The 22,112-nt window shown below is 46.1% G+C and carries 14 protein-coding genes; 3 read left to right on the top strand and 11 right to left on the bottom strand.

All coding sequences use genetic code 11. The features are described 5' to 3' along the window. The first annotated feature begins 7 nt into the window (after window positions 1-7). Window positions 8-1,486, top strand: a complete 1,479-nt coding sequence (locus FLM48_RS13705) for a sigma-54 dependent transcriptional regulator (protein WP_179025002.1) — start codon at window positions 8-10, stop codon at window positions 1,484-1,486. 109 nt (window positions 1,487-1,595) lie between these two features. Here the strand turns inward: FLM48_RS13705 and FLM48_RS13700 are convergent, their stop codons facing one another. From FLM48_RS13700 to FLM48_RS13650, 11 genes are all read right to left on the bottom strand, one after another. Next, entirely contained in the window at window positions 1,596-3,062 is a 1,467-nt protein-coding gene (locus FLM48_RS13700; protein WP_179025001.1) for a capsule assembly Wzi family protein, read from the bottom strand. A gap of 226 nt (window positions 3,063-3,288) precedes the next feature. Then, the gene (locus FLM48_RS13695; protein ID WP_179025000.1) at window positions 3,289-4,017 is read right to left on the bottom strand and encodes a DUF6445 family protein; all 729 of its coding nucleotides are present in this window, start codon (window positions 4,015-4,017) and stop codon (window positions 3,289-3,291) included. Window positions 4,018-4,064: 47 nt separating this feature from the next. Beyond that, entirely contained in the window at window positions 4,065-5,558 is a 1,494-nt protein-coding gene (locus FLM48_RS13690; protein WP_179024999.1) for a tryptophan halogenase family protein, read from the bottom strand. Between the two features lie 53 nt (window positions 5,559-5,611). Beyond that, window positions 5,612-6,628 (bottom strand): cupin-like domain-containing protein, encoded by a 1,017-nt coding sequence (locus FLM48_RS13685; RefSeq protein ID WP_179026376.1) that lies wholly within the window; start codon window positions 6,626-6,628, stop codon window positions 5,612-5,614. A gap of 24 nt (window positions 6,629-6,652) precedes the next feature. After that, entirely contained in the window at window positions 6,653-7,390 is a 738-nt protein-coding gene (locus FLM48_RS13680; protein ID WP_179024998.1) for a SapC family protein, read from the bottom strand. 54 nt (window positions 7,391-7,444) lie between these two features. After that, window positions 7,445-8,974 (bottom strand): tryptophan halogenase family protein, encoded by a 1,530-nt coding sequence (locus tag FLM48_RS13675; protein WP_306294385.1) that lies wholly within the window; start codon window positions 8,972-8,974, stop codon window positions 7,445-7,447. A gap of 158 nt (window positions 8,975-9,132) precedes the next feature. Beyond that, window positions 9,133-12,141: a TonB-dependent receptor gene (locus FLM48_RS13670; RefSeq protein ID WP_179024996.1), complete on the bottom strand. Its 3,009-nt coding sequence runs from the start codon at window positions 12,139-12,141 to the stop codon at window positions 9,133-9,135. Window positions 12,142-12,490: 349 nt separating this feature from the next. Then, a complete protein-coding gene (locus FLM48_RS13665; RefSeq protein ID WP_179024995.1) occupies window positions 12,491-13,489 on the bottom strand; it encodes a LacI family DNA-binding transcriptional regulator in 999 nt (332 codons plus the stop codon). A gap of 36 nt (window positions 13,490-13,525) precedes the next feature. Next, window positions 13,526-14,854 (bottom strand): glycoside-pentoside-hexuronide (GPH):cation symporter, encoded by a 1,329-nt coding sequence (locus tag FLM48_RS13660; protein WP_179024994.1) that lies wholly within the window; start codon window positions 14,852-14,854, stop codon window positions 13,526-13,528. 38 nt (window positions 14,855-14,892) lie between these two features. Beyond that, window positions 14,893-16,428 carry an MFS transporter gene (locus FLM48_RS13655; protein ID WP_028771807.1) on the bottom strand — a complete coding sequence of 512 codons (1,536 nt, stop codon included), beginning with the start codon at window positions 16,426-16,428 and terminating at the stop codon, window positions 14,893-14,895. A gap of 34 nt (window positions 16,429-16,462) precedes the next feature. Beyond that, window positions 16,463-17,791, bottom strand: coding sequence for a GH1 family beta-glucosidase (locus tag FLM48_RS13650; RefSeq protein WP_179024993.1), 1,329 nt, complete (start codon window positions 17,789-17,791; stop codon window positions 16,463-16,465). 370 nt (window positions 17,792-18,161) lie between these two features. Here FLM48_RS13650 and FLM48_RS13645 point away from each other — a divergent pair, with 370 nt between their 5' ends. Both FLM48_RS13645 and FLM48_RS13640 read left to right on the top strand, forming a co-directional pair. Further along, on the top strand, window positions 18,162-19,448 hold the full coding sequence (locus FLM48_RS13645; RefSeq protein ID WP_028771809.1) for a sugar MFS transporter: 1,287 nt from the start codon (window positions 18,162-18,164) through the stop codon (window positions 19,446-19,448). Between the two features lie 69 nt (window positions 19,449-19,517). Then, window positions 19,518-22,070, top strand: coding sequence for an exo 1,3/1,4-beta-D-glucan glucohydrolase (locus FLM48_RS13640; RefSeq protein WP_179026375.1), 2,553 nt, complete (start codon window positions 19,518-19,520; stop codon window positions 22,068-22,070). The last annotated feature ends 42 nt before the right edge of the window (window positions 22,071-22,112 follow it).

Below are 22,112 nucleotides of genomic sequence, written 5' to 3'. Positions count from 1 at the left end.
TTTAGCTATGGATAAAACAACAAACTTTACTGCCCTGCTGGTTGAAGACAGTTTATCTTTAGGGGCCCTGTACACGGAATACCTACGCGCTGAAGGTGCCAGAGTCACTCAGGTTAATCATGGTGCCGATGCGCTAGCTGAACTTGAGAGTTGGCAGCCTGATTTATTGGTGCTGGATATTAAGCTGCCAGACATGTCGGGAATGGATATTTTACAACAAGCTCAACAGCGCTATCCCGATACGATAGTGGTGATGATCACCGCTCACGGTTCAATTGATATTGCCGTCGACGCCATGCGTTTGGGTGCTTTTGATTTTTTAGTTAAACCGTTTGATGCCAAGCGTTTATCGATCACCGTGCGCAATGCCATGAAACAACGGCAATTGGTCAGCCTAGTCACTAACTATGAGCGCAGTTTACCTAAAGCCAATTATATGGGGTTTATAGGTGATTCGTTGGCAATGCAAACCGTGTACAAGACCATTGACTGTGTGGCTAACAGTAAAGCATCGGTATTCATAGTGGGTGAGAGTGGCACCGGCAAAGAGGTCTGCGCCCATGCGATACATCATGCTGGCCAGCGTAAAGATAAGCCATTTATTGCGCTTAACTGTGCATCGATTCCAAAAGACCTGATTGAAAGTGAGATTTTTGGCCATACCAAAGGGGCGTTTACCGGGGCGGTTGCTAACCGAGACGGCGCAGCAAGTCGAGCCCACGGAGGGACCCTGTTTCTGGATGAAATCTGCGAGATGGATTTAGAGCTGCAAAGTAAGTTGCTGCGCTTTATTCAAACCGGGGTATTTCAAAAGGTGGGGGGGACCAAAGAAGAAAGTGTTGATGTGCGTTTTGTCAGTGCCACTAACCGTGCCCCTTGGGAAGAAGTGAAGCTGGGGCGTTTTCGCGAAGATCTATTTTACCGATTACATGTTATCCCTATTGAGTTACCGCCATTAAAGGCGCGCGGTAATGATGTGTTGCTGTTAGCGGAGAAATTGCTAATGGAATACAGTAATGAGGAAGGCAAGGCATTTAAGAGCTTTAGCGATGAGGTCAAGCAGGTGTTGCTGCGCTACGATTGGCCAGGTAATGTGCGTCAGTTACAAAATACGATTAGGCAGATGGTGGTGCTAAATCAAGGCGAAGTCGTTGAATTGTCAATGTTACCGGTACAGCTGTCTCAATCCAGTCATTCTGCCAAGGTGCCTGCTCACGTCAGTGCTATATCAGCTACTGCACAAGTCACCATGAGCGAACCCCAAGCTGGTAATCATCAGCTGGCAGATAACTGTACTACTGATGAGCCAGCGGGAGAGATTATTCCCTTATGGATGTCAGAAAAGCGAACCATTGAAGCGGCGATTGCCAGCTGCGATGGCAATGTCCCCAAAGCTGCGGCATTGCTTGATATTAGTGCGTCGACCATTTATCGCAAAAGACAGAGCTGGGAAGAGATGGAGCAAGCGTCACTCGAGTCAGTTTAAAGCGACAAGGGATATTGAACGGCAACCGCGTTTTCAATATCCCCACCTGAGTTCGCCTTAAGTAGGTTGGCCGCTTTGGTATCGCGCTATTTAAAAACCAGCGATACCGCTAAAAAGCACGTTCCCATACGGCATATACCGTACCGTCCCAATCATTACCGCCTGCATGGACAAATTCACTGTAACTGAGGGTGCCGCCTAATTTTAGGGTACCTTGATAGAATGGACGGTGATAGCTGCTATCTAATTGATATACACGTTCGTATTCACCGGGCGAAACGGGGTTACCACCGGTTTCATAAGGCACATCAGTTCCATCAGTATTTAATCTTAACCAGCGGACTTTATTGGTTAATGTCTGGCCGTTTCCTAACTGTGTAATACCGCCAATGACCAATGTTTCTGAGTCATTATCATAGGTGCTGCCTAAGCTTTTGCCGTAGTAGCGATAGCCTGATTGATAAAACTCATGTTCGTACATGCAGTTGTAAATATTGGGGTCAACTCCACAAGCCACTTTCGTATCTGAGTATTCAATAAAAACTCGGGTGTTAAGCGGAGCAATAACAAAATCGATGCCCCCAAGGTTAGCGGCATTAATCAGCTTATTCTTGCCATTATGATAGTCTTCATGGATACGCTCATAATAGATGCCATAGGGCACACCAAAAGCGGTGTCTGACCAACGAAAATCATAGCCCGCTAACATGTTTTCTTGGCCGTTTTCTAAATCCGATTCAGTACCGCCGCCGTTGAACAGCCCATCCCACCAGTCACTTAGGCTATTGCCATAGCCATCACCGCCCCACTGCATCGTCCATGAAAAGCCTACCTCTAATTTTTCTATAGGGCGTAAGGTTGCCCGAGCGCCCCAGTGTTTAGTGTCGGCAACATAGCGATCGCTTTCCATTTGACTAAAAGCGGTGGTGAAGGTCCAAGGACCGACCCAGCTTAACCATGGCGTTTCAAACCCTTGGCTGTTATTGCGGCTAAAGGTGATGCCTGGCATAGGTCTAGCATTGGTGGTTTGAATCAAGCCGGTGTCCCAACCTGGCCCCCAATATTTCTGTTGCGCACCATAGCTTACAATCCAGTTACCTACCATAACGGCAGCGAAGCTATTGTCTAATCGGGCACTGTTACCATCAATAGGATCGTAGTGGTAGCTTGCTTCAACTCGGCCACTAAACCAATCTTGAGTGACTTCGGCGCTAATGCTGCTTTCTGCTTTATCGCGGTAGTCGTTGCCAAAGCCTATAAAGCGGGCGTTGTCTGAGGCCGCTGCGATACTGACTTCGGCGTTGAAGCCTTGGTGATCATGCTTGTGCGCTGCCATAATTCGCTGGTAAGCATCGGCTTGCACTGGGTTTAGCTGACTAAGCTCAGTGGCATCAAGATCGGCTTTAATACCACTCCACATCAATGGGTAAGTATTGACAGGTTGAACTATGACTCCGGTATCAGCGAGTAGCTGAATATCTGCGCGTAATGCTAAATCGGTCGGCTCAATCCACCAAGCTGCCTGGGCCGAATGACTACAGATACACAGTAAACTGACTAACAGCGGTTTTTTCATATTTCCCCCTCGTAATTTAAGCCGCTATTTTAGAGCTTTACCTGGAAGAAAACAGCAGGACTTTCACCCATTTAGGCAGTTATTTTACAGATTGCCACTGTGATTGTTGCAACTGCTTGGCGTTTGTAGTTGTTGGGTTGTGCTGGCGTGCGAAGGTTGCTGTGAAGGTGTGTTATTTTGGTTGCGTCACCGGGACGCCCTACGATTAACTGTGTTTGATTTGTGGTTAGGGAGCCACAAAGTCGACAAAGATATTGGCGGTGAGTCTGCCGGTTTGCGGGTTATCGTCGATATCAGTGTCATTATTGACGATAACACTGTGTAGTAAGTTGCCTGGATAGATAACCAATCGGTTGGCGCGATAACTGAGTTGCTCATAAAGGTAATATTGCTGGTCACTTTCGACAAAATAGCCCGGTTTAGGTTGACCATAGGTATTAACGTGGTGCTGCGCCGCGCTAAAGTAGTCATCGCTACGTTTAGGGTTAATGCGCTCAAAGCCGCTAGGAATATGCCTAAACAGACCTGTATCGCCATGAGGCCCATCATTTAGGTAGTGTAAAATGGCAAAGTAATAGGGATTGAGCGTGTCGAAATGCGGCATGCGTTGCAGCGACTTTAGTTGTTCTGGCTGGTGGCTTATCAAGGAAAAACAGTAGTTTTGCGGTTGCAGTTGGCGCTGAGGCGGTATGTTGTAAACCTGATAAATCGTTTTATATACCGCATTTAGTACGCTTATCACATAAGGCTTTGGCAGGGGAGTGCGTACGCCTGGGTAATATGAGCTGGCATCACAATCAAATTTGCCCTGTTGGCAAGCGTAGTTTTTCACCGCATCGCAATTAACCCCAAAGTCATCAATAATGATCACTGGGGTTTGCTCTTGACCGACTTTTATTACTTGTAGTTTAAAGTCTTGATTAACTTGAAACTGCTTAGATTGAGTCTCTACCACCTTCACTCCCACGATAAAATCAGCTTAGTTTATTGGGCATTAATTGATCACATATTTGCCGACTTACAATAACGCTGAATAAAGTCGTAATGGTCAGGAAAATTATCAACTTGCTTAGAAACATTAGCCTTGATAGTGCTTAGAAAGTGCGCCAACTCTTCATCTGACATGGTATCGACAATTGGGTGGTATTGCTCAGGCATTAAACCTTGACCTATCATAACCTGTACCCACGAGGTTTCTCCAAACAGCTCGCCATCTTTTTTAAACATCCGTGCAGCCGCTTTAAAGTGGTCCATGCGATGTTTTAAGGTGTCAGGGATGTCCATATTTTTGCAATAGCGCCAAAACGGTGTGTCGGTGCGCTCTGTTAGGTGGTAGTGCAAGATAATAAAGTCACGGATGTTGTCACATTCAAACTTAGTTTGCGCGTTGAACTCATCGACATCATTTTGATTGATACCATTTAATGGGAACATCTGCATCAAGCGGATAATGCCGCGCTGGAATAGGTGAATACCGGTTGACTCAAGCGGTTCGATGAAGCCGCTGGCGAGGCCGATTGCAATACAGTTTTTATTCCAATGCTGTTTACGGGTACCAGTTTGATAGCGAATAACCCGTGGCTCGTTTAGTGGCTCACCGTCAATATTGGCTAATAACTTCGCCTTGGCTTGCTCTTCGCTCATATAATGGCTGCAATAGACTAAGCCATTGCCGGTACGGTTTTGCAGTGGGATCCGCCACTGCCAACCCGCTTCTCTGGCAATCGAGCGGGTATAAGGGACTTGCTTATCGGTGCAACTGGTTTGCACGGCAATTGCGCGATCGCACGGTAGCCAATGTCCCCAGTCTTCAAAACCTGTATGCAGCGCTTTATCAATCAGCAAGCCTCTAAAGCCAGTACAATCAAGGAATAGGTCGCCTTCTACTGTTTGGCCATTATCGAGTTTGATAGCGGTAATATGACCGCTATCATCGTCTAGCAGCACATCTTCAATTTTCCCTTCGACACGTTTACAGCCATGGTCAAAGGCAATTTTTTGTAAAAACTTTGCATAAAGCCCGGCATCGAGATGATAGGCGTGGTTTAGATCGCGACTTGGCAATACCGCAAATCGTCCACGACGGGCTGCTAAATGTTCGGTGCAATAGTCGCCAATCTGGGAAGCAACCCCTTGCTGTTGGCCTTTCACCCAAAAACTGGTAAAGCTTGATGCCCAGCAATCTTTGCCTAAGAAACCAAAAGAGTGAATGTATTTGTCTTGACCATCTTTCCAGTTCTCAAATGAGATCCCTAGCTTAAAGGTGGCATTGGTTGCCGCCATAAACTCTTGCTCGTTAATACCCAGTAGTCGATGAAAAATATGCAAGGTGGGGATGGTCGCTTCACCTACGCCTACGGTGGGGATTTGGTCTGACTCTATTAAAGTGACATCTAGGGCTTTACCTAATAACTTGGCTAACGATGCAGCCGCCATCCATCCCGCAGTTCCCCCGCCAGCGATGACGACTCTTTTTACTTTGTTATCCTGTTGCATGCTTGTACCTCATAGTCTCGCTTACATTAGATTGCGGTCAACGCGGCGAGTTATTATCGTTTTAGTTGGTTGAGCAATTCTGCTCGAAGTTGGCGTGCACTGTGTTCATTCATGGGCTTGGCTAATATGCCTTGAGCATCTGGCTGAATATGTCGATTGTCATTATCATCATGGTCAAAGATGTAGTAGTCAAACAGGGCTTTCCAGGCCTGGCGTTGATCTTTAGGTAAGTTGCGTAAACTCAGCATTGCATGGTTTAACGCCGACTCTGGCCGTCCCATAAAAGCGTCACTATTGCGCCACCAGTGAGTGATAAGTGTGTTTAATGGCGCTAGACCTTGGACATGGTGCCACCACATACTCGGAATAAACAGTGCATCACCAGCTTCAAGTTCTATCACCTGCGCAGCGTCGATAGCTTGCTGAAAACGCGGGAAACGATCAAAGTCTGGATTGTCAAAGTCGACCATACTGATGCTCTGACCTCCTGGGGCGTGTTCCAAAGGCCCTGGGTATAAATTGCTGATCTGCTCGGGTGCAAATAGGGTAAAGCGACGTTTGCCTGATATACAGCAGGCAAGGTTGAGCGGGAAATCATAATGGGCAGCAATTTTACTTTGATTGCCAATCCAGATATTGGCCAGTGGCGCGATATCGGCAAAATCGATAGCGTTGTTTTCAGAAAAGCTTGGTAAGTACTGTTGTAAATTGGAGGAGCCAATGTACATGGTCGGCGCTTGTGGGTTTTTTGCCTGTGACAGTATCCGCTCTAACACTGCAGGCATTGGCACTTTGCTCGCGGTGTAATTGAAGCCTGTATGTAGATCATCGTAAAAAATCCGCCCTTGAGCACTGTGGGGCGCTAAGTAGGCAGTAACCGGCAGGCCACTGTAGTGGCTGAGCAGATATTCGCACATACGCTGATCAGAGTGCTTTGCAGCTTGCACTGCGGGCCAATGGTCACAAAAGCCCTTTAGCACCATAGGCTTGCTTGACTGCATTAACGCAGGCGGGAATACGCCCTTAACAAAATCTTGGTAATGGTCGACTTGCCGATTGACATTGAGCATCACAACACCTTCCTCAACTGCCGGTTAACTTTGTAGTTCAGGGCTGAGTGCATTCTTGCGATTAAGTAGCTCGCGAATGTTGTTTTGCGAGGCAATCATCATATAAATTGCCTGTAAAAAGCCACTTTGGTGTAGTTGGGCAACAATGTCGCTATCGAGAGCTTGCAACACATCTTCATTGATAGTGTAAAAGCCAATCATTTGATGTGTTGCACCTGAGTCCAGAGTGACCTCTAATGTAAAAGGTTCAAGTAGATCGTGGGCCAGCAATGTCGCGGTAAAGGCTTTACTCTCTTCTAATCCGTGGTGTATTGCTTCAAGCATATCTGCCGCATTGTCTAAAAACTCGGTATTGCCGCCATACTCTAAAAACAGTGCTTCACCTTTTTCTGTATTGACGCGCGGATTATCCATATCGATATGTAACACTCGCTGCTCTACTTCAACGCCATCTTCTACACCGGTGCGCTTACCGATTAAAAAGGGTTGGCGCTGTACGGTCAGTGGAATATACGAAACGGTCCACTTTCCTTGGTCAATAAACAAGTTCTCTTTGTCTTTAAAACCAAATAGAGCGACCGCATAAAACTCACCGGTAGTGGGATCTTTTTGATAAAAGATCGGGTAGTGGGCTTGTACACTTCGATATTCAGATGGAAAGGTTAGGGCATACCAAATATCGTCACCGTACTGAGGGCTACGCTCGGTGATCACTTTAAGGTCTTTATGATCAACGCTATTTAGAAGAAGGGTGTTGGCCATGTTAACTCCAGTTTGTTGTCATTTTATAGTTTTAAACTAGTGAGCAAATCTTTGCTAATGGTTGGGGGCTAACCCATGTTGCTGTATTTGTATTAGTAAATCTCTGTTGCTGCTAAGGTGGCGTTGCAATTGCTTGCCTTTGGCCACATTTTGATTGAACAATTGTGTCGCCTGCTGTTCGCTCATTTTCCGAAGTCGCTGCGGGGCATTTGTCTCAAAGCCCATGCCATAAAGAATGTATTGAAAACTGGCGGCAGGGAATAGCTCTTCAGTATGATGTGTGTCCCAATGATAAGGGAAGTGGTGCTGCCAAAGCGCTAGCTGCTCAGCTAAGTGTGCTGGAATGGTATTGCTCTCACAGTTATCAATCCAATAATCGCTGTCGCTGCGCTGGGTTAAGATATAGTGCAGTTTCAAAAACTCTATGATGCGCTGCCAGCGGTAACTAAAGCTGTCATTAAAGCGGCTAGCGATAATATCCATTGCCGCGCGATTTGCAGGCATTTGTTCGGCAAGCATTTTGGCAGACAACTCCACCATTGCCAGTGCCGAAGCTTCAAGTGGCTCGATAAATCCCGATGCCATTCCCACTGCAACGCAGTTTCGATGCCAAAACTTTTCTCTGTGTCCTGGAGTAAATGTCAGGTGACGCAATGGCAACTGCTCACTTTGTTTATCGCCAATACTGCGCGCTAAGTAGCGGCGCAAGTCAGTTTCTGCTTGGGTAGAATCACAATGGGCACTTGAGAACGTGTATCCAACACCGCGACGAGATGGCAGGCCAATATCCCAGATCCAACCAGCACTTTGCGCGGTTGAGTGGGTGAATGATGCAATGCTATCTTGCGTGTCAAGATAAGGGACTTGCGCAGCAATGGCAGCGTTGTTAAACAACACTTTATTTTGGTGGACCAGTTTTATGCCATAGTGCTTGCCAAGTAGTAGTGACTGCATACCACTGCAGTCGATAAACAGATCGGCTTCGATATCACCTTGATCAACGGTAGATACCGAGGCGATATCACCATTGGCTGCGCTATTGACCTTAGTGACATCACTAATGATGTGCTTGACGCCAAGCTTGTCAATACAGTGTTGCTTGAGGCACTGACCAAACTTGCCCGCATCAAGGTGATAGCCGTAGTTGAGCGCGAAGCCATACTCTTCGGTATTGAGCATTTTAGGTGCCAACCCTAATGAGGCTATTTTACCTTGTGGGCAAACCGCATCGGCAAAGCTCACCTGATCACGAAAAGGTTGCCAGTATTGGGCTAAATTAATTTGATTGAAACCTGCTGGCGGGGTAAAAGGATGGCAATAGCTATCATTGCCATTGCGCCAGCCATGAAATGCTGAGCCTTGTTTAAAGCTTGCATCGCATTGGGTTAAAAAGTCACGTTCGCTTAAGCCAATTTTTTGCAGGGTAGCACGCATAGAAGGCCAAGTGCCTTCACCTACACCAATGGGGGGGATTTGGTCAGACTCAATTAGGGTGATGCTGATACCTAGGTTTTCATCTGCATTAAACTGCGCGGCCAAAACGCCTGCGGTTAACCAACCCGCAGAACCTCCTCCGACTATCACAATTCGCCTTAATGCATCATTCATACAACTTGACCTGGGCCTTTTAGCGCTAAAAAAATAATATGATAAATAACTTTAGTTAACAGCCTGTAGCTGCTAATTAAAACCATTTAACAACAAGGTAACGCCCATTGCTGGGCGCTACCAGTGTTTTTTAGTTAAAAGGTGTATCGTGCACCTAAGCTATAACGCGCACCAGTCTGCGTATAGTTAAGTACTTCAGTGGTTGAGCGGCCGTGAACACGTGTTTTCTCATCGGTGATGTTTAACCCTTCAAAGAATACCGTTAAGCCTTCAACAGCAGCGATATCGTAGCTAACGTTGAAGTCAACTTGCGAGTATGCTTCGGTATATTGTGGGTTAGCACCTGTACCTTGACCCGTTGAATTTAGGAACTCATCACGCCAGTTATAAGCAAGACGAGCTTGGAATCCATAGTTCTCATAGATCAAGATGGCATTGGCGGTGTCACTGATATTAGTTAATACGTTTTGTTCAGCATCTGCAGGACGGCTATCCGAAGCAGGGCGGCCTAAGTTCGCATTATCATAGCTGTCACCGGCATTAACCAACGTGTAGTTAGCTTGAATACCAAAGCCTGATTCACCGAAGAAATGCTGAACAGCGAATTCCCAACCATCAATCACTGAGCTGTCAGAGCTATTAGACGGTTGGTCAAGGATAAAGTTAAGATCTGGATCGCCCGCTTGGCCAACAATCTGAATATTACCGTTATCATCTAAGAACACATGATCTGGATCTGATGACGCGTAGTTATCATAAATCCATTGACGTTGCTCTTGGTCTCCCACAATACCGGCATTGACTGCGGCTTGTGCATAAGCACCATTGGTTGGGTCGGCAATATTATAAATATTCGAGTTGACCTTGCCGCTATCAATGAAGTTTTTCACATCTTTGCGGAAGTAACCGACAGAAACATAACTGGCATCGTCATAGTACCACTCGGTAGAGAGGTCATAGTTGGTCGATTCAAGTGGTAATAAGCTTGGGTTACCACTGGTACCGCTACCACCACCACGGTTCGCTAGTGTACCAACAGTGGTACCACCTTGAATCGAAGTATAGTCTGGGCGACCAATTGTCTGGCTAAAGGCGGCACGGACATAAAAGTCATCAACCACTTCCATATTAAAGTTAACATTAGGTAGGAAGTAATCGTAGTCGCCTTTCTGAGTCTGATAAACTCGGTTGTCAGAGACTGTACTCGATAATGCCACTTCAGTTTCAGCTATCCAAGTTGCGGTATCGTAACCGGATACAATTGAGGTTGATTCGACATCTGTTTGCTCATAACGAACGCCAACATGAACGTCAAATGGCATGTCGCCAATTTCACCTTCATAGTTGTATTGGGCGTAAGCCGATACTGATTCTTCTTGAGTAAATCTATCGGTGTCACGACCGTAATCGGTTGATGGGCAGAATGCGTTACCACAATCACCCACTTCGCCTGAAGTATAAAGCTCAGCCGCACGAGCACGAACCGCTTCAAAGTCCCAGAAGAAGATAGTATTTAGCGGATCTGTCGAAGCGCTACCTTGGTAATCAGAAAAGTCACCTTTTGAACCATCAAGCTTATCGTGAATGGTATCAGCAGGGAACCAAGCTGGGTCTAAATCGCCGGCTTGGCCAACACCACCCCAGTCATTACGTTGTACGTTCACTGATTTAGAGTGATTATTAACATTGGTTAGTGCTAAACCAAAATCAATGCTACCAGCGTCTTCTAAATCAAATACACCATTAATTTGCAGTTGATCTATCTCAGAGCGGTTCTCTGAGTTACCAAACACAGAACCGGTAACACGCATATCTTCTGGTCTTACTGCATTACCACCACCAACAGCGAGGACTGGAATCTCACCAGTAAAGTCTGTTGCAGCGCTCGTACGGATAAAGGCTGCGGTACTTAAGTTAGCAGCGCTACCATGTGGGCTATTGGGCGTACGCTCAGCGTAAGAGTCATGATAATCAAGTTCTAATGCTAAACGGTCTGTTACGTCCCATTCAATGTTGAAACCCAATGATCCTGATTGGTCACGTGTACCTGACATACCCGCAGCCATTGATAAATCTGCACCGCCGTCAGGGTAGGTTTCTGAATAAACCAAAGGTGATGAAACTGGGCCATCAGACCATGTACTTTCTTGAGTAGGTACAAAGTTGAACCAGGCTGATACATCTTGATGCTGAGTATCAATATCATTTTGCATCATCGTGTAATCAAGGGTAGCGCGAATTGAATCAGTAGGCTGATATTGCAGTACTAGTTGGCCGTTAATACGTTCGCGTTGCTGCTCTTCAAAACGATAAATCGTCGTTTGTGGCACACTGTAAATATCATCTTCACCAGCACGGTTAATCTGGTTGTCATCTTTTGGTACACCGCCCCATTCAGCGTTATTACCGCTCCAATCTTGGTCAACAATACCTGGGTAGCTACGCCAGCCGGTACCGACCTGCGCTTGCTGGTTACCGCTTTCACGCTTCTGGTAGCTGGCAGACAGTGAAATACCAAATTTGTCATCAGCAAACGTGTTTGAATAGAGACCTGATAGCTCAGGTGTTACAGAGCCTTTGTCAGTTGATGTGTCATCAACAGCTTTGGCACCGAATGTCGCTTTAAGACCCGGTGAGCTTAGTGGACGGTGCGTGAGTACATCAATTGTTGCACCGATACCGCCGGTTGAGTTTTTAGCTTGGCTGGTTTTCTGTACTTCTACTGCACTAATCGCTTCTGACGCGATATTGGCAAAATCAAATGAACGTGAACCAGTAGTAACTGGCATTTGACGTCCATTGAGCATCACCAAGTTTTGATCTGCACCAAAACCACGTACCGAGACGCGACTACCTTCACCATTTTGGCGGTCGATAGACACACCGGTAATACGTTGTAAAGATTCTGCTAGGTTACTGTCAGGGAATTTACCGATATCTTCGGCGTTAATCGCATCGACGATACCGTCTGAGCTGCGTTTAAGATCCATTGACTTGATTAGACTACCGCGAATACCTTTAACTGCGATAACTTCAATTTCTTCATTTTGTTCTTCAGCGTAGACAGGGTTTAGCACGGTTGCACTCAATGCGAGTGACAAGCTAGTGGCTATCCTTGTTCTTTTAAACAGTGTTTGCTGCATTTCCATCTCTCCCCGGGAAATAGTGAAACTCTCGTTTTCATCGTTTTCTATGTAAGCGCTTACAAGTACCGCTAAAAAAATGAGGTCTTATAATTTTTAAAAATTGTAAGCGCTTACACAAAGCTAGATTAAATCGTTTGTTTGGTCAACAAAAATATCACTTTAATGTAACATTTGCTGCGGGGTTTTAGCGTGCACTTTGCATTAAGTATTTGTTAGTATTGATTTTGGTGTGATTTCGGGTGGTAAATAAAATTGATAGAATTGTATTGTAATTATGTGTCAATTCCTGGTCGTGATTCACACAACCAGGATGTTGTTCGCCAACAAGAATTATTGGTGCGGAGGGTTAACGCAGACTAATCGAGTCCCGCAGTACAAGTTTTGGGTCGAATATGTTGTTAAGGTTGGTTTGCGGTGATTGATAACACTGTTTAAGGACCATTTTAGCCGCCATATGACCCATTTCTGCGATTGGATAATCAACCGATGACAATTTAGGGAACATATAGTTAGCCAACACATTATTATCAAAGCCCATTACGGACATATCGTTTGGCATCGACAAACCTTTACCCCGGACTGCATCCATGGCGCCGGATGCCATTTCATCGTTGGCACAAACAAGGGCGCTAAAGGGTAAGTTAGTATCATGCAGGGCGCGAAACCCTTTGGCGCCGCTTTCTTCGCGGTAATCGCCTTCAAATACCAGTTGCTCATGAAATGTTAAGCCATGTTCTGCTAATGCGCGTTTATGGCCATGCAATCGGTTTTGGGCATCCTCTTTCCAATAGGGCCCAGCGATATATGCAATATCACGGTGGCCTTGGTCAATAACCGCTTTGGTGGCGATATACCCACCGAGTTCATTATTGAGGTGGACACAGCGATCTTCTATTTGTTCAATATAGCGGTTAATCAATATCACGGGTATTGAGCCTTTGCACAACTCAATTAAATATTCATCGGATACCGCTTCAACGTGCAATATGAGCGCATCACAACGGCGGCTAATTAAGAATTCAATGCCTTCTTTTTCGAGTTGTTCTTCACTGTGACCGGCAGCAATAATGACGTGTTTGTGGGCAATACGAAATTCGGCTTCGATACCGCTCATCATTGAACCATAGAAGTGACCTCTGAGCTCAGAGACCAATACTCCAACACTATTTGAACAATTAGAAGCCAGTGATTGGGCAATGGCGTTGGGGCGGTAGCCAAGCTGTGCCATAGCGTCGAGCACTTTTTTCTCGGTTTTCTCGCTCACTTTGGCGTTCTTATTCATGACTCGTGAGACGGTTGCTAATGAAACGCCTGCTAATACTGACACGTCGTAAATCGTTGCCATATGCTTCCTTTTCTTGCAGCTACTTTTTAGTGCTAATTAGCTACTTTTGGCATTAAATGCTAAATGAATTTGTTCTATCTTACTGCTCGTTAGGGTGTAGCGTGTCATGATTAATGCAGCAATTAGTGACCCTAACGCTGGAAACAGGGTAAAGGAATATAATATCCCTTGCTGTGTTTCAGCCGTTTGCGTGGTATCGGCTTGGTAGCCATAATAGGCTAATGCCCAGCCCGCGAGGGCACCACCTAGTGCGATACCTAACTTGATGAAAAATATCACAGTAGAATATACCATGCCAGAAAGTCGTATACCTATTTTCCACTCACCATAGTCAATGGTGTCAGCCATCATTGCCCATAATAGCGGCGTAGCCATGTCGAGCAAAAACTTCCAGATGAAAAAGGCCGCGCAGGCTAGCAGGGTTTGATCAGGGGCAATGAAGATGGCCAAAGCGCAGACAGCCACTGCAAGTAATTGCAAACTAATGTAAGCCTTAATCTTGCACACATACTTAGCTAAGGTTTGCGAGAAAGCACAGCCTAGCATACTGCCCACCATGCCTATGGTCATGAAAGGGGTGATGAGATCTTCGCGAACTAAGATGTATTTGACGTAATAAACCGCGAGGGTGATTTTTAATACCTGTCCGGTCAGCAAAAACAGCCCGGCAAGGCACAGCAGCCTAGCTTGATCATTTTGCCATAATAGTTTGAGGCCATCGATGAAGTTGTGCTTATGTTCACTGGGTACCCGAACTCGCTCTTTGGTTCCGGCGAAGCAAACTAAGAAAAATAACACTCCGACGACGCTCATCGCCGCCATGGTTAGCTGATAACCTTTGGCTTTGTCACCACTACCAAACCATTCTACTAAAGGCATAGTGCATGAAGCCACAAACACACCGCCTAACATGGCCAATACAAAACGATATGATTGCACGGAGACACGTTCTTTCGGGTTAGCTGTGAGTGCTCCGCCGAGGGCGCAATAGGGAATATTGATTGCTGTGTACACCAGCATCAATAGGGTATAGGTGACAAAAGCATAGATGAGCTTTTGATCGTCAGCGAGATCAGGCGTGGTAAAGGCAAGGACACTTATTAATCCAAATGGCAGCGCTAACCACAGCAAAAAGGGTCTAAATTGTCCCCATTTACTGCGTGTACGGTCAGCAATATTACCCATGATAGGGTCAGTGACGGCATCAAAGATACGCACAATAAGAAACATGGTACCAACAGCTTCTGGTGCCAAGCCGACTACATCAGTGTAGTAAATAAGCAGGAACATCATCACGGTTTGGAAAATGATGTTACTGGCGGTATCACCTAAACCATAGGCAATTTTTTCTTTAACTGAAATCATTTACAACACCTAAATAGTCTTAATGAAAAGCAAACTAACTATGCCATGCTGGGCTCATTACGGCGCTTGATCAATGTCAGGGTAATGTCTTCATTGCGCGCACTGGTTAATGGATAAAAACACATGAGTAGCGCGGCGGCAAAAGCAAATGCCGCCGGTATCCAGCTCATCAGCAGTTGCATTCCGGGCAGGGAAGCGGCAATCGTTTCAGGTCGCATGCCGTCATAGCCGTAACTGGCTAATACTACTAGTACCAAGGCGCCAGCGAAGCCGCCACCGGTTTTTTGTACGAAAGTGCCGGCTGAATAAATCAGTCCAGTTGCTCGGCGACCATTTTTCCACTCTGAATAGTCAGCTGAGTCGCCTAGCATGGAGAAGAACAGTGTTGGCATCATGGCTGCAAAGAATTCCGCTGCGCACCCAAAGGCAAACACCAAGGCGATGTTGTCGGCAGATACCCAATAAAAAGCTGCGGTTAGCACTGCACTGGCTAACAGAGTCACAATGAATAATTTACGCTTATCAAAGCGCTGTGAGAAGTAACTGGTAGACAGTGCGCCCAAAATGGAGACGATCAATAGCGCAATGAAATATTTCCCCGCCATCAGTTCATCACCAACTTGGTACTTAAAATAGTATGCGATAACACCATATTTAATGCCATTGAACATCATGGTAAGAAAACCAATACCCAGCAAAATTAGCCATGGCTTATTGGTGAGTAGGTCTATCATATCTTGCTGAGTACCACTGATATTGGTCGAGGGTTGTTTCAACAATCGCTTAATCAATAGCCCCATGCCAACAAATACAATGACAAAAAACAGCGCTGAATAACCGTTGCGATAATAGAAAAATAGTGTCATTGCCAATAGGGGTAAGATAATAAACGGCAAGTTTTTCAATAGATCGCCAATTTCGCTGCCTAGACTGGCGTTGGAGTTGACGGCTGGCGTGATACGTTCTTTAGTTGAAAAGAAAGTGACTAACATCAATACCGCTAACAAAGCCGCAAACAAATACATGGTGTATTGATAGCCCATTGCATCATCGCCTTGGCCAAAGTATGCCACCAGTTGAGGTAAGAACCCCATAACGAGTAAGCCACCGGCAAAAGCGCCCGCAAAGCGAAAACCAGACAGGCTAGTGCGTTCCTTATCGTCTGGCGTCATCACCCCCATAAGCGCAGAGTAGGGGACGTTGTTCACCGTATAAGCCAGTGTCAGACCAATGTATGTGACATAGGCGTACACTAACTTGCCTGAGTCTGATAATGCTGGCGTGGTGAAGCACAGCACCATAAATAGCGCTAAAAATGGTGTTGACCATAGGATCCATGGTCTAAACTTGCCCCATTTGCTGTCGGTTCTATCCGCTACCATGCCCATGATAATGTCGGTTACCCCATCAGATAGCCGCACCACCAAAAACAGCATGGCCGCTGCTGCGGCGCTGAGGCCGAAGGTATCGGTATAAAATACCGCTAAGTAGGCTAAGGCGCCACGCCAAACTAGATTGGCGGCGGCATCTCCCATGGCATAACCGACTTTCTCATGAAAAGGTAGAGTACTCATTCGTTATCCATTGTTATTATTGTGTGGAGTATATTTATCGCTGAGTAATTAACTGTTTATAAGCTAAACCGCTGGACTTTATTGTGCGTTTTTGGGTGGCATAATCAACATAGACAATACCAAACCTTTTTAAATACCCTTCCGCCCATTCAAAGTTATCCATTAAGCTCCAAGCAAAGTAGCCTTGAACGTTGACCCCTTGCTCACAAGCCTGATGTACGGCATTAAGGTGTTGGTGATAATAATTAACGCGGCGTACATCATCGACAATACCGGCTTCAATCTCATCATCAATCGATGCGCCATTTTCTGTAATATAGATGGGAGGCAAGTTGTAACGTTCATTTAAAGAACATAACAGCTCTGTCATCGCTTGGGGATAAATTTCCCAGCCAATATCGGTACGTGGTACGTCTAAGTCCATTACCTGCTCGAAGATATGCTTATCATCAGCTCGGTAAACCGCGCGGGTGTAAAAGTTGATGCCTAGAAAATCCAATGGCTGGGCAATAATATCCATATCACCGGCTTCAATCGGTGGTTTTACGGCATCAGGTAGGCTGTCGATGATGCTCGGGTAGCAGCGGTCAAACAAAGGTTTGATGTACCACTGGTTGTGATAATCCTCAGCATACTGGGTGGCGGCTTTATCGGCGGCCGAATCGGTTAGCGAGTAGGCTGGAGTGAAGTTAAGTACAATACCATTAAGGCTATCGGGGGCGTATTGCTGTAACACTAGCATAGCAAGACCATGGGCTAGCAGTAAATGGTGCGCGGCTGCTCTACCGGCTTGCTGACTTTGTATTCCTGGCGCATGTATGCCTTCTTCGTAGCCTAAATAGGCGCTACAAAATGGCTCGTTAAGTGTGGCATATGAATGAACACGGTCGCCAAATGCTTGTGCCACCTTAGCGGCATAATCTTGGAATAAGTAGGCGGTTTGACGATTCTGCCAGCCACCATTGTCTTCAATATGTTGGGGTAGGTCCCAATGGTATAACGTCACATAGGGTTTAATATTCAGCTGATTGAGTTTATCTAGTAACTGAATGTAAAAATTCATCCCAGCTTGGTTTACGCTACCGTCTTGATTGAGCACTCGGCCCCAAGAGACAGAGAAGCGATAGGCATCGACACCCAAAGAGGCGATTAACTCAACATCCTGTTGCCATAAGTGAAAATGATCACAGGCAATGTCACCATTAGAGCCGTCAGCGATGGTTCCTTGCTTGGCGCAAAAAGTGTCCCAAATATTGTTGATACGCTCATTGGCGCCACCTTCAATTTGAAAAGCAGCTGTGGCTACTCCGTAGGTAAAATCAGCTGAGCGCATCACGGAATGCTCTGGTAGCGTAATTGTCATCTTGGTCATCATTTTTCTCATCGTTCCATTACATGTGGTGCGATTAATCTCTGAATCCTGTAAGTGAACTTCGCTATGCCGATGGTCAACTCTAGCTAGCGGCCGCACCTCAGTACTACCTATTTATCAAATCCTAATCAATGAAAGCGCTTACAAATACTATCGAAAATGGCTTGAAAATTGTTATTACTGTGTTATAAATGAAAGCGCTTACATAACAATAGAGCTTTCATTATTAAAGGTCAACCTGTTTATAAACGTGCATTTCAGGGCGGTATTCATTTTTACCACTTGAGCGGCGCAACATAAAGTTAACACTGGACTGATGATTTATTTTGAAAGTAAATAACTGAGTTTACTGGGGAATATTATGGCTATCACACCGCAGGCTGAAACAGCAGTGCAGGAGAATAGTACGCAGCAAGGGCAAAGTTATGCTTTTCCTTTGGTGTGTCTTACATCGTTATTTTTTATTTGGGGATTGATAACGAGTCTTAACGATATCTTGATTCCGTACCTTAAAGGTATGTTTGAATTGAGCTATACCCAGGCAATGTTAATTCAGTTCTGTTTTTTTGGGGCTTACTTCTTAGTGTCGGTGCCTGCCGGGGCGTTAGTGGCTCGCGTGGGCTTTCAGCGCGGCATTGTGGTTGGCCTGTTAGTGGCGAGTGTTGGGGCGCTAGCATTCTATCCAGTGGCAACGACAGGCTCTTATGGCGCTTTTTTAACGGCTTTATTTGTGTTGGCTGCGGGTATCACCATTTTACAAGTATCGGCAAACCCATACGTGAGTATATTAGGAAGTGCCAACACCGCATCTTCTCGATTAACTATGACCCAAGCGTTTAATTCACTTGGTGCTACCGTAGCTCCAATTTTAGGAGGCTGGTTAATATTGTCAGTGGCGGCAGATACCTTAATGCCGGCTGCAGAGCAAACAAAAGTACAAGCTACCGCGGTACAAACGCCTTATCTCATCCTGGCAGGGACATTGATATTAATGGCGGTGATTTTCTCGCTACTTAAATTACCTAAACCTGCAATGCAAACAGCAGCGGTTTCGCCAACGGAGCAAGTCGATGGCGGGTCGGCTTGGCAATACCGCCACCTAGTATTGGGGGCACTGGCGATATTTGTTTATGTCGGCGCAGAGGTGGGTATCGGCAGCTTAATCATAAACTTTGCAGCGCAGGGTGACATTGCCGGATTGACGGAACACCAAGCTGCCAAATATGTCACCTATTTTTGGGGCGGCGCCATGATTGGTCGCTTTATTGGTGCACTGATTATGCAGAAATTGCCTGCGAGTGTGGTACTGACATTTAATGGTGTGGTGGCAATGGTATTGTTGCTAGTGGCTATTTTTGCCAGTGGCATGACAGCCTTGTGGGCCATCACATTAGTGGGATTGTGTAATTCAATCATGTTCCCAACTATTTTCACTTTAGCATTAAATGGTTTAGGTAAGCATACCAGCCAAGGTTCAGGCATACTTTGTTTAGCCATTGTAGGTGGAGCAATTCTTCCAGTTGTTCAGGGGGTTATGGCAGACAGTTTAGGCATCCAATTGTCATTTATCGTACCACTTGTCTGTTTCGCTTATATCGTATTTTATGGCTTATCGGGCCACAAACTTTTGCAAGATGCTGCTAAATAGGGACCTAACGTCATGAGGAACAAAGTCATGTTTTTGACAAATAGCGCGTTGATTAAAAAGTCATTAGCCATGGTGATTGCCGGGGCTGGGTTAGCGGGTTGTGCCGAACAAGCTGCAACCACTACTCCCGCATCTGTGGCGGCAGAGAAACCAGCGCAACAGAAAGCGTCGCTCAGCGCCGCAACAGATAGGCAGCTTAGCCGTTGGCCGGTGATTGACAGTGAAGTCAAAACCGATAACAGCACTGAAGAGCAAATAAAGTCATTGTTAGCTGAGATGACTTTAGAGCAGAAAATTGCCCAGATGATCCAGCCGGAGATCCGCGATATCACCGTAGAAGACATGCGTAAATACGGTTTCGGTTCGTACCTTAATGGTGGTGGCGCTTTTCCAAATAACGATAAACACGCAACGCCACAAGACTGGATAGCCCTAGCTGAATCCATGTACCAAGCGTCAATAGACAGCAGCCTTGATGGTTCGAGCATTCCAACCATGTGGGGCACGGATGCGGTTCATGGTCATAACAATGTTATCGGTGCGACATTATTCCCACATAATATTGGCTTAGGCGCTGCAAATAACCCGCAACTCATAGAGCAGATAGCCAGCATTACGGCGACAGAAGTGATGGTGACCGGCATTGACTGGGTATTTGCACCAACAGTCGCGGTGGTCCGCGATGATCGCTGGGGGCGGACTTACGAAGGTTACTCTGAAGATCCTGAAATAGTAAGAGAATATTCTCGATCGATTGTTAGTGGTCTGCAAGGCCGTGTTGACCAAGACTTTTTGGGCAACGAGCAAGTTATCGCCACTGTGAAGCACTTCTTAGGGGATGGCGGGACAGTAAAAGGTGTTGATCAGGGTGAGAATCTCGCGACTGAGCAGCAGATGATTGATATTCATGCCCAGGGCTATGTGGGAGGCTTGAGAGCGGGTGCTCAAACTGTCATGGCATCATTTAATAGTTGGCATGGTATTAAGAACCACGGCAACCCGTATCTGTTAACCGATGTGCTTAAAGATAGAATGGGTTTTGATGGTTTTGTGGTAGGAGATTGGAACGGCCATGGCCAAGTAAAAGGCTGTACCAATGAATCTTGCCCAGAATCAATTAACGCCGGATTGGACGTGTTCATGGTGCCAACAGGTGCATGGAAGCCTTTATATGATAATACGCTAGCCCAAGCGCGTTCAGGTGAGATCCCTATGGCCCGCATTGATGATGCCGTCTCGCGTATTTTGCGAGTTAAGTTACGTGCGGGATTATTTGATAAACCAAGCCCAGCACAGCGTCAACTATCAGGCAAAACAGCGCTTATTGGTGCAAAAGCCCATCGTGATGTTGCCAGACAAGCGGTGAGAGAGTCACTGGTACTATTGAAAAATAACAACCAGTTATTGCCGCTCGCCGCTAAGCAGCATGTGCTAGTAGCCGGTGATGCCGCTGATAATATTGGTAAACAGTCAGGTGGCTGGACAATCACATGGCAGGGGACTAATAACGAAAATAGCGATTTTCCAGGAGGAAGTTCAATTTACCAGGGCATTAAGCAGCAAGTTACCCAAGCCGGCGGCAGTGTAAGCCTCAGTGAAGATGGCAGTTTTGAGCAGCGCCCGGATGTGGCCATTGTGGTCTTTGGTGAAGAGCCCTATGCAGAAGGCCATGGTGATCGGGATGATCTTGAATACCAACGAGGTGATAAGCGTGATCTTGCCTTGCTAAAACGATTACAAGCCCAGGGAATTCCAGTTGTGTCAGTATTTATCAGCGGTCGCCCAATGTGGGTGAATGCTGAGCTAAATGCATCGGATGCTTTTGTCGCTGCTTGGTTACCGGGCTCAGAAGGGGATGGCGTAGCGCAAGTGTTATTCCGTGACAGTGAGGGCGCAGTTCAACATGACTTTAGTGGTCGCTTATCGTTCTCTTGGCCTATTCGGGCAGACCAAACCGCAGTCAACCGCTTTGATGCTGATTATGCGCCGCTGTTTGCCTACGGTTATGGTTTAAGTGCCGCAGATAACGTCAATATTGCCGCTGATTTATCCGAAGTGGTCGAACGTGATGTAGAAGCATTGCAAGCACTAGCCTTGTTTGACCGCGGTGTGGTGACTCCTTGGATGATGTCGATTGGCAGTGGTAAAGGGACAACTCGCTTGCAAGATACCATTGTGGAAAATGACGTGGTGTATACCCGTACTATCGATAAAAACGTTCAAGAAGATGCACGTTTGTTTACCCTAAATGGTAGTGCAGAAGGTGGTTTTGCCATCTTTGGTAGTTTCCCGCGTGATTTAAGGGCATACAGTGAAGCCAAAGGGGTATTGAGTTTCGATATTGATAAGCGCCAGCTTAATGCTGATAGCGTATTGTTGACTATGGATTGTGAGCCTGAATGTCGCACTAGTATCGATATTGTTAAAACCCTACAAGCTTTGCCTGCAGAGCAGTGGTCAACACTGACAGTAGACTTACAATGTTTTGCCGATAAAGGTGTCGACTTTAGCAGAGTGAGCAAACCGCTTGAGTTATCGTCTAAAGGCCAGCTCTCTATTGGTGTGGCGAATATTGCAATCCTTCCAGGTGGTGCTGAGCAGGCGACTATCAGCTGCCAGTGATTTTGGTGCTGCAGAGTGAGTGGCTAGGTTAGCTAAGTTAAA

Source organism: Shewanella sp. Scap07 (assembly GCF_013394145.1).
Classification (GTDB): Bacteria; Pseudomonadota; Gammaproteobacteria; order Enterobacterales; family Shewanellaceae; genus Shewanella; species Shewanella waksmanii.
This window is presented reverse-complemented; position numbering and strand designations above follow the sequence as displayed.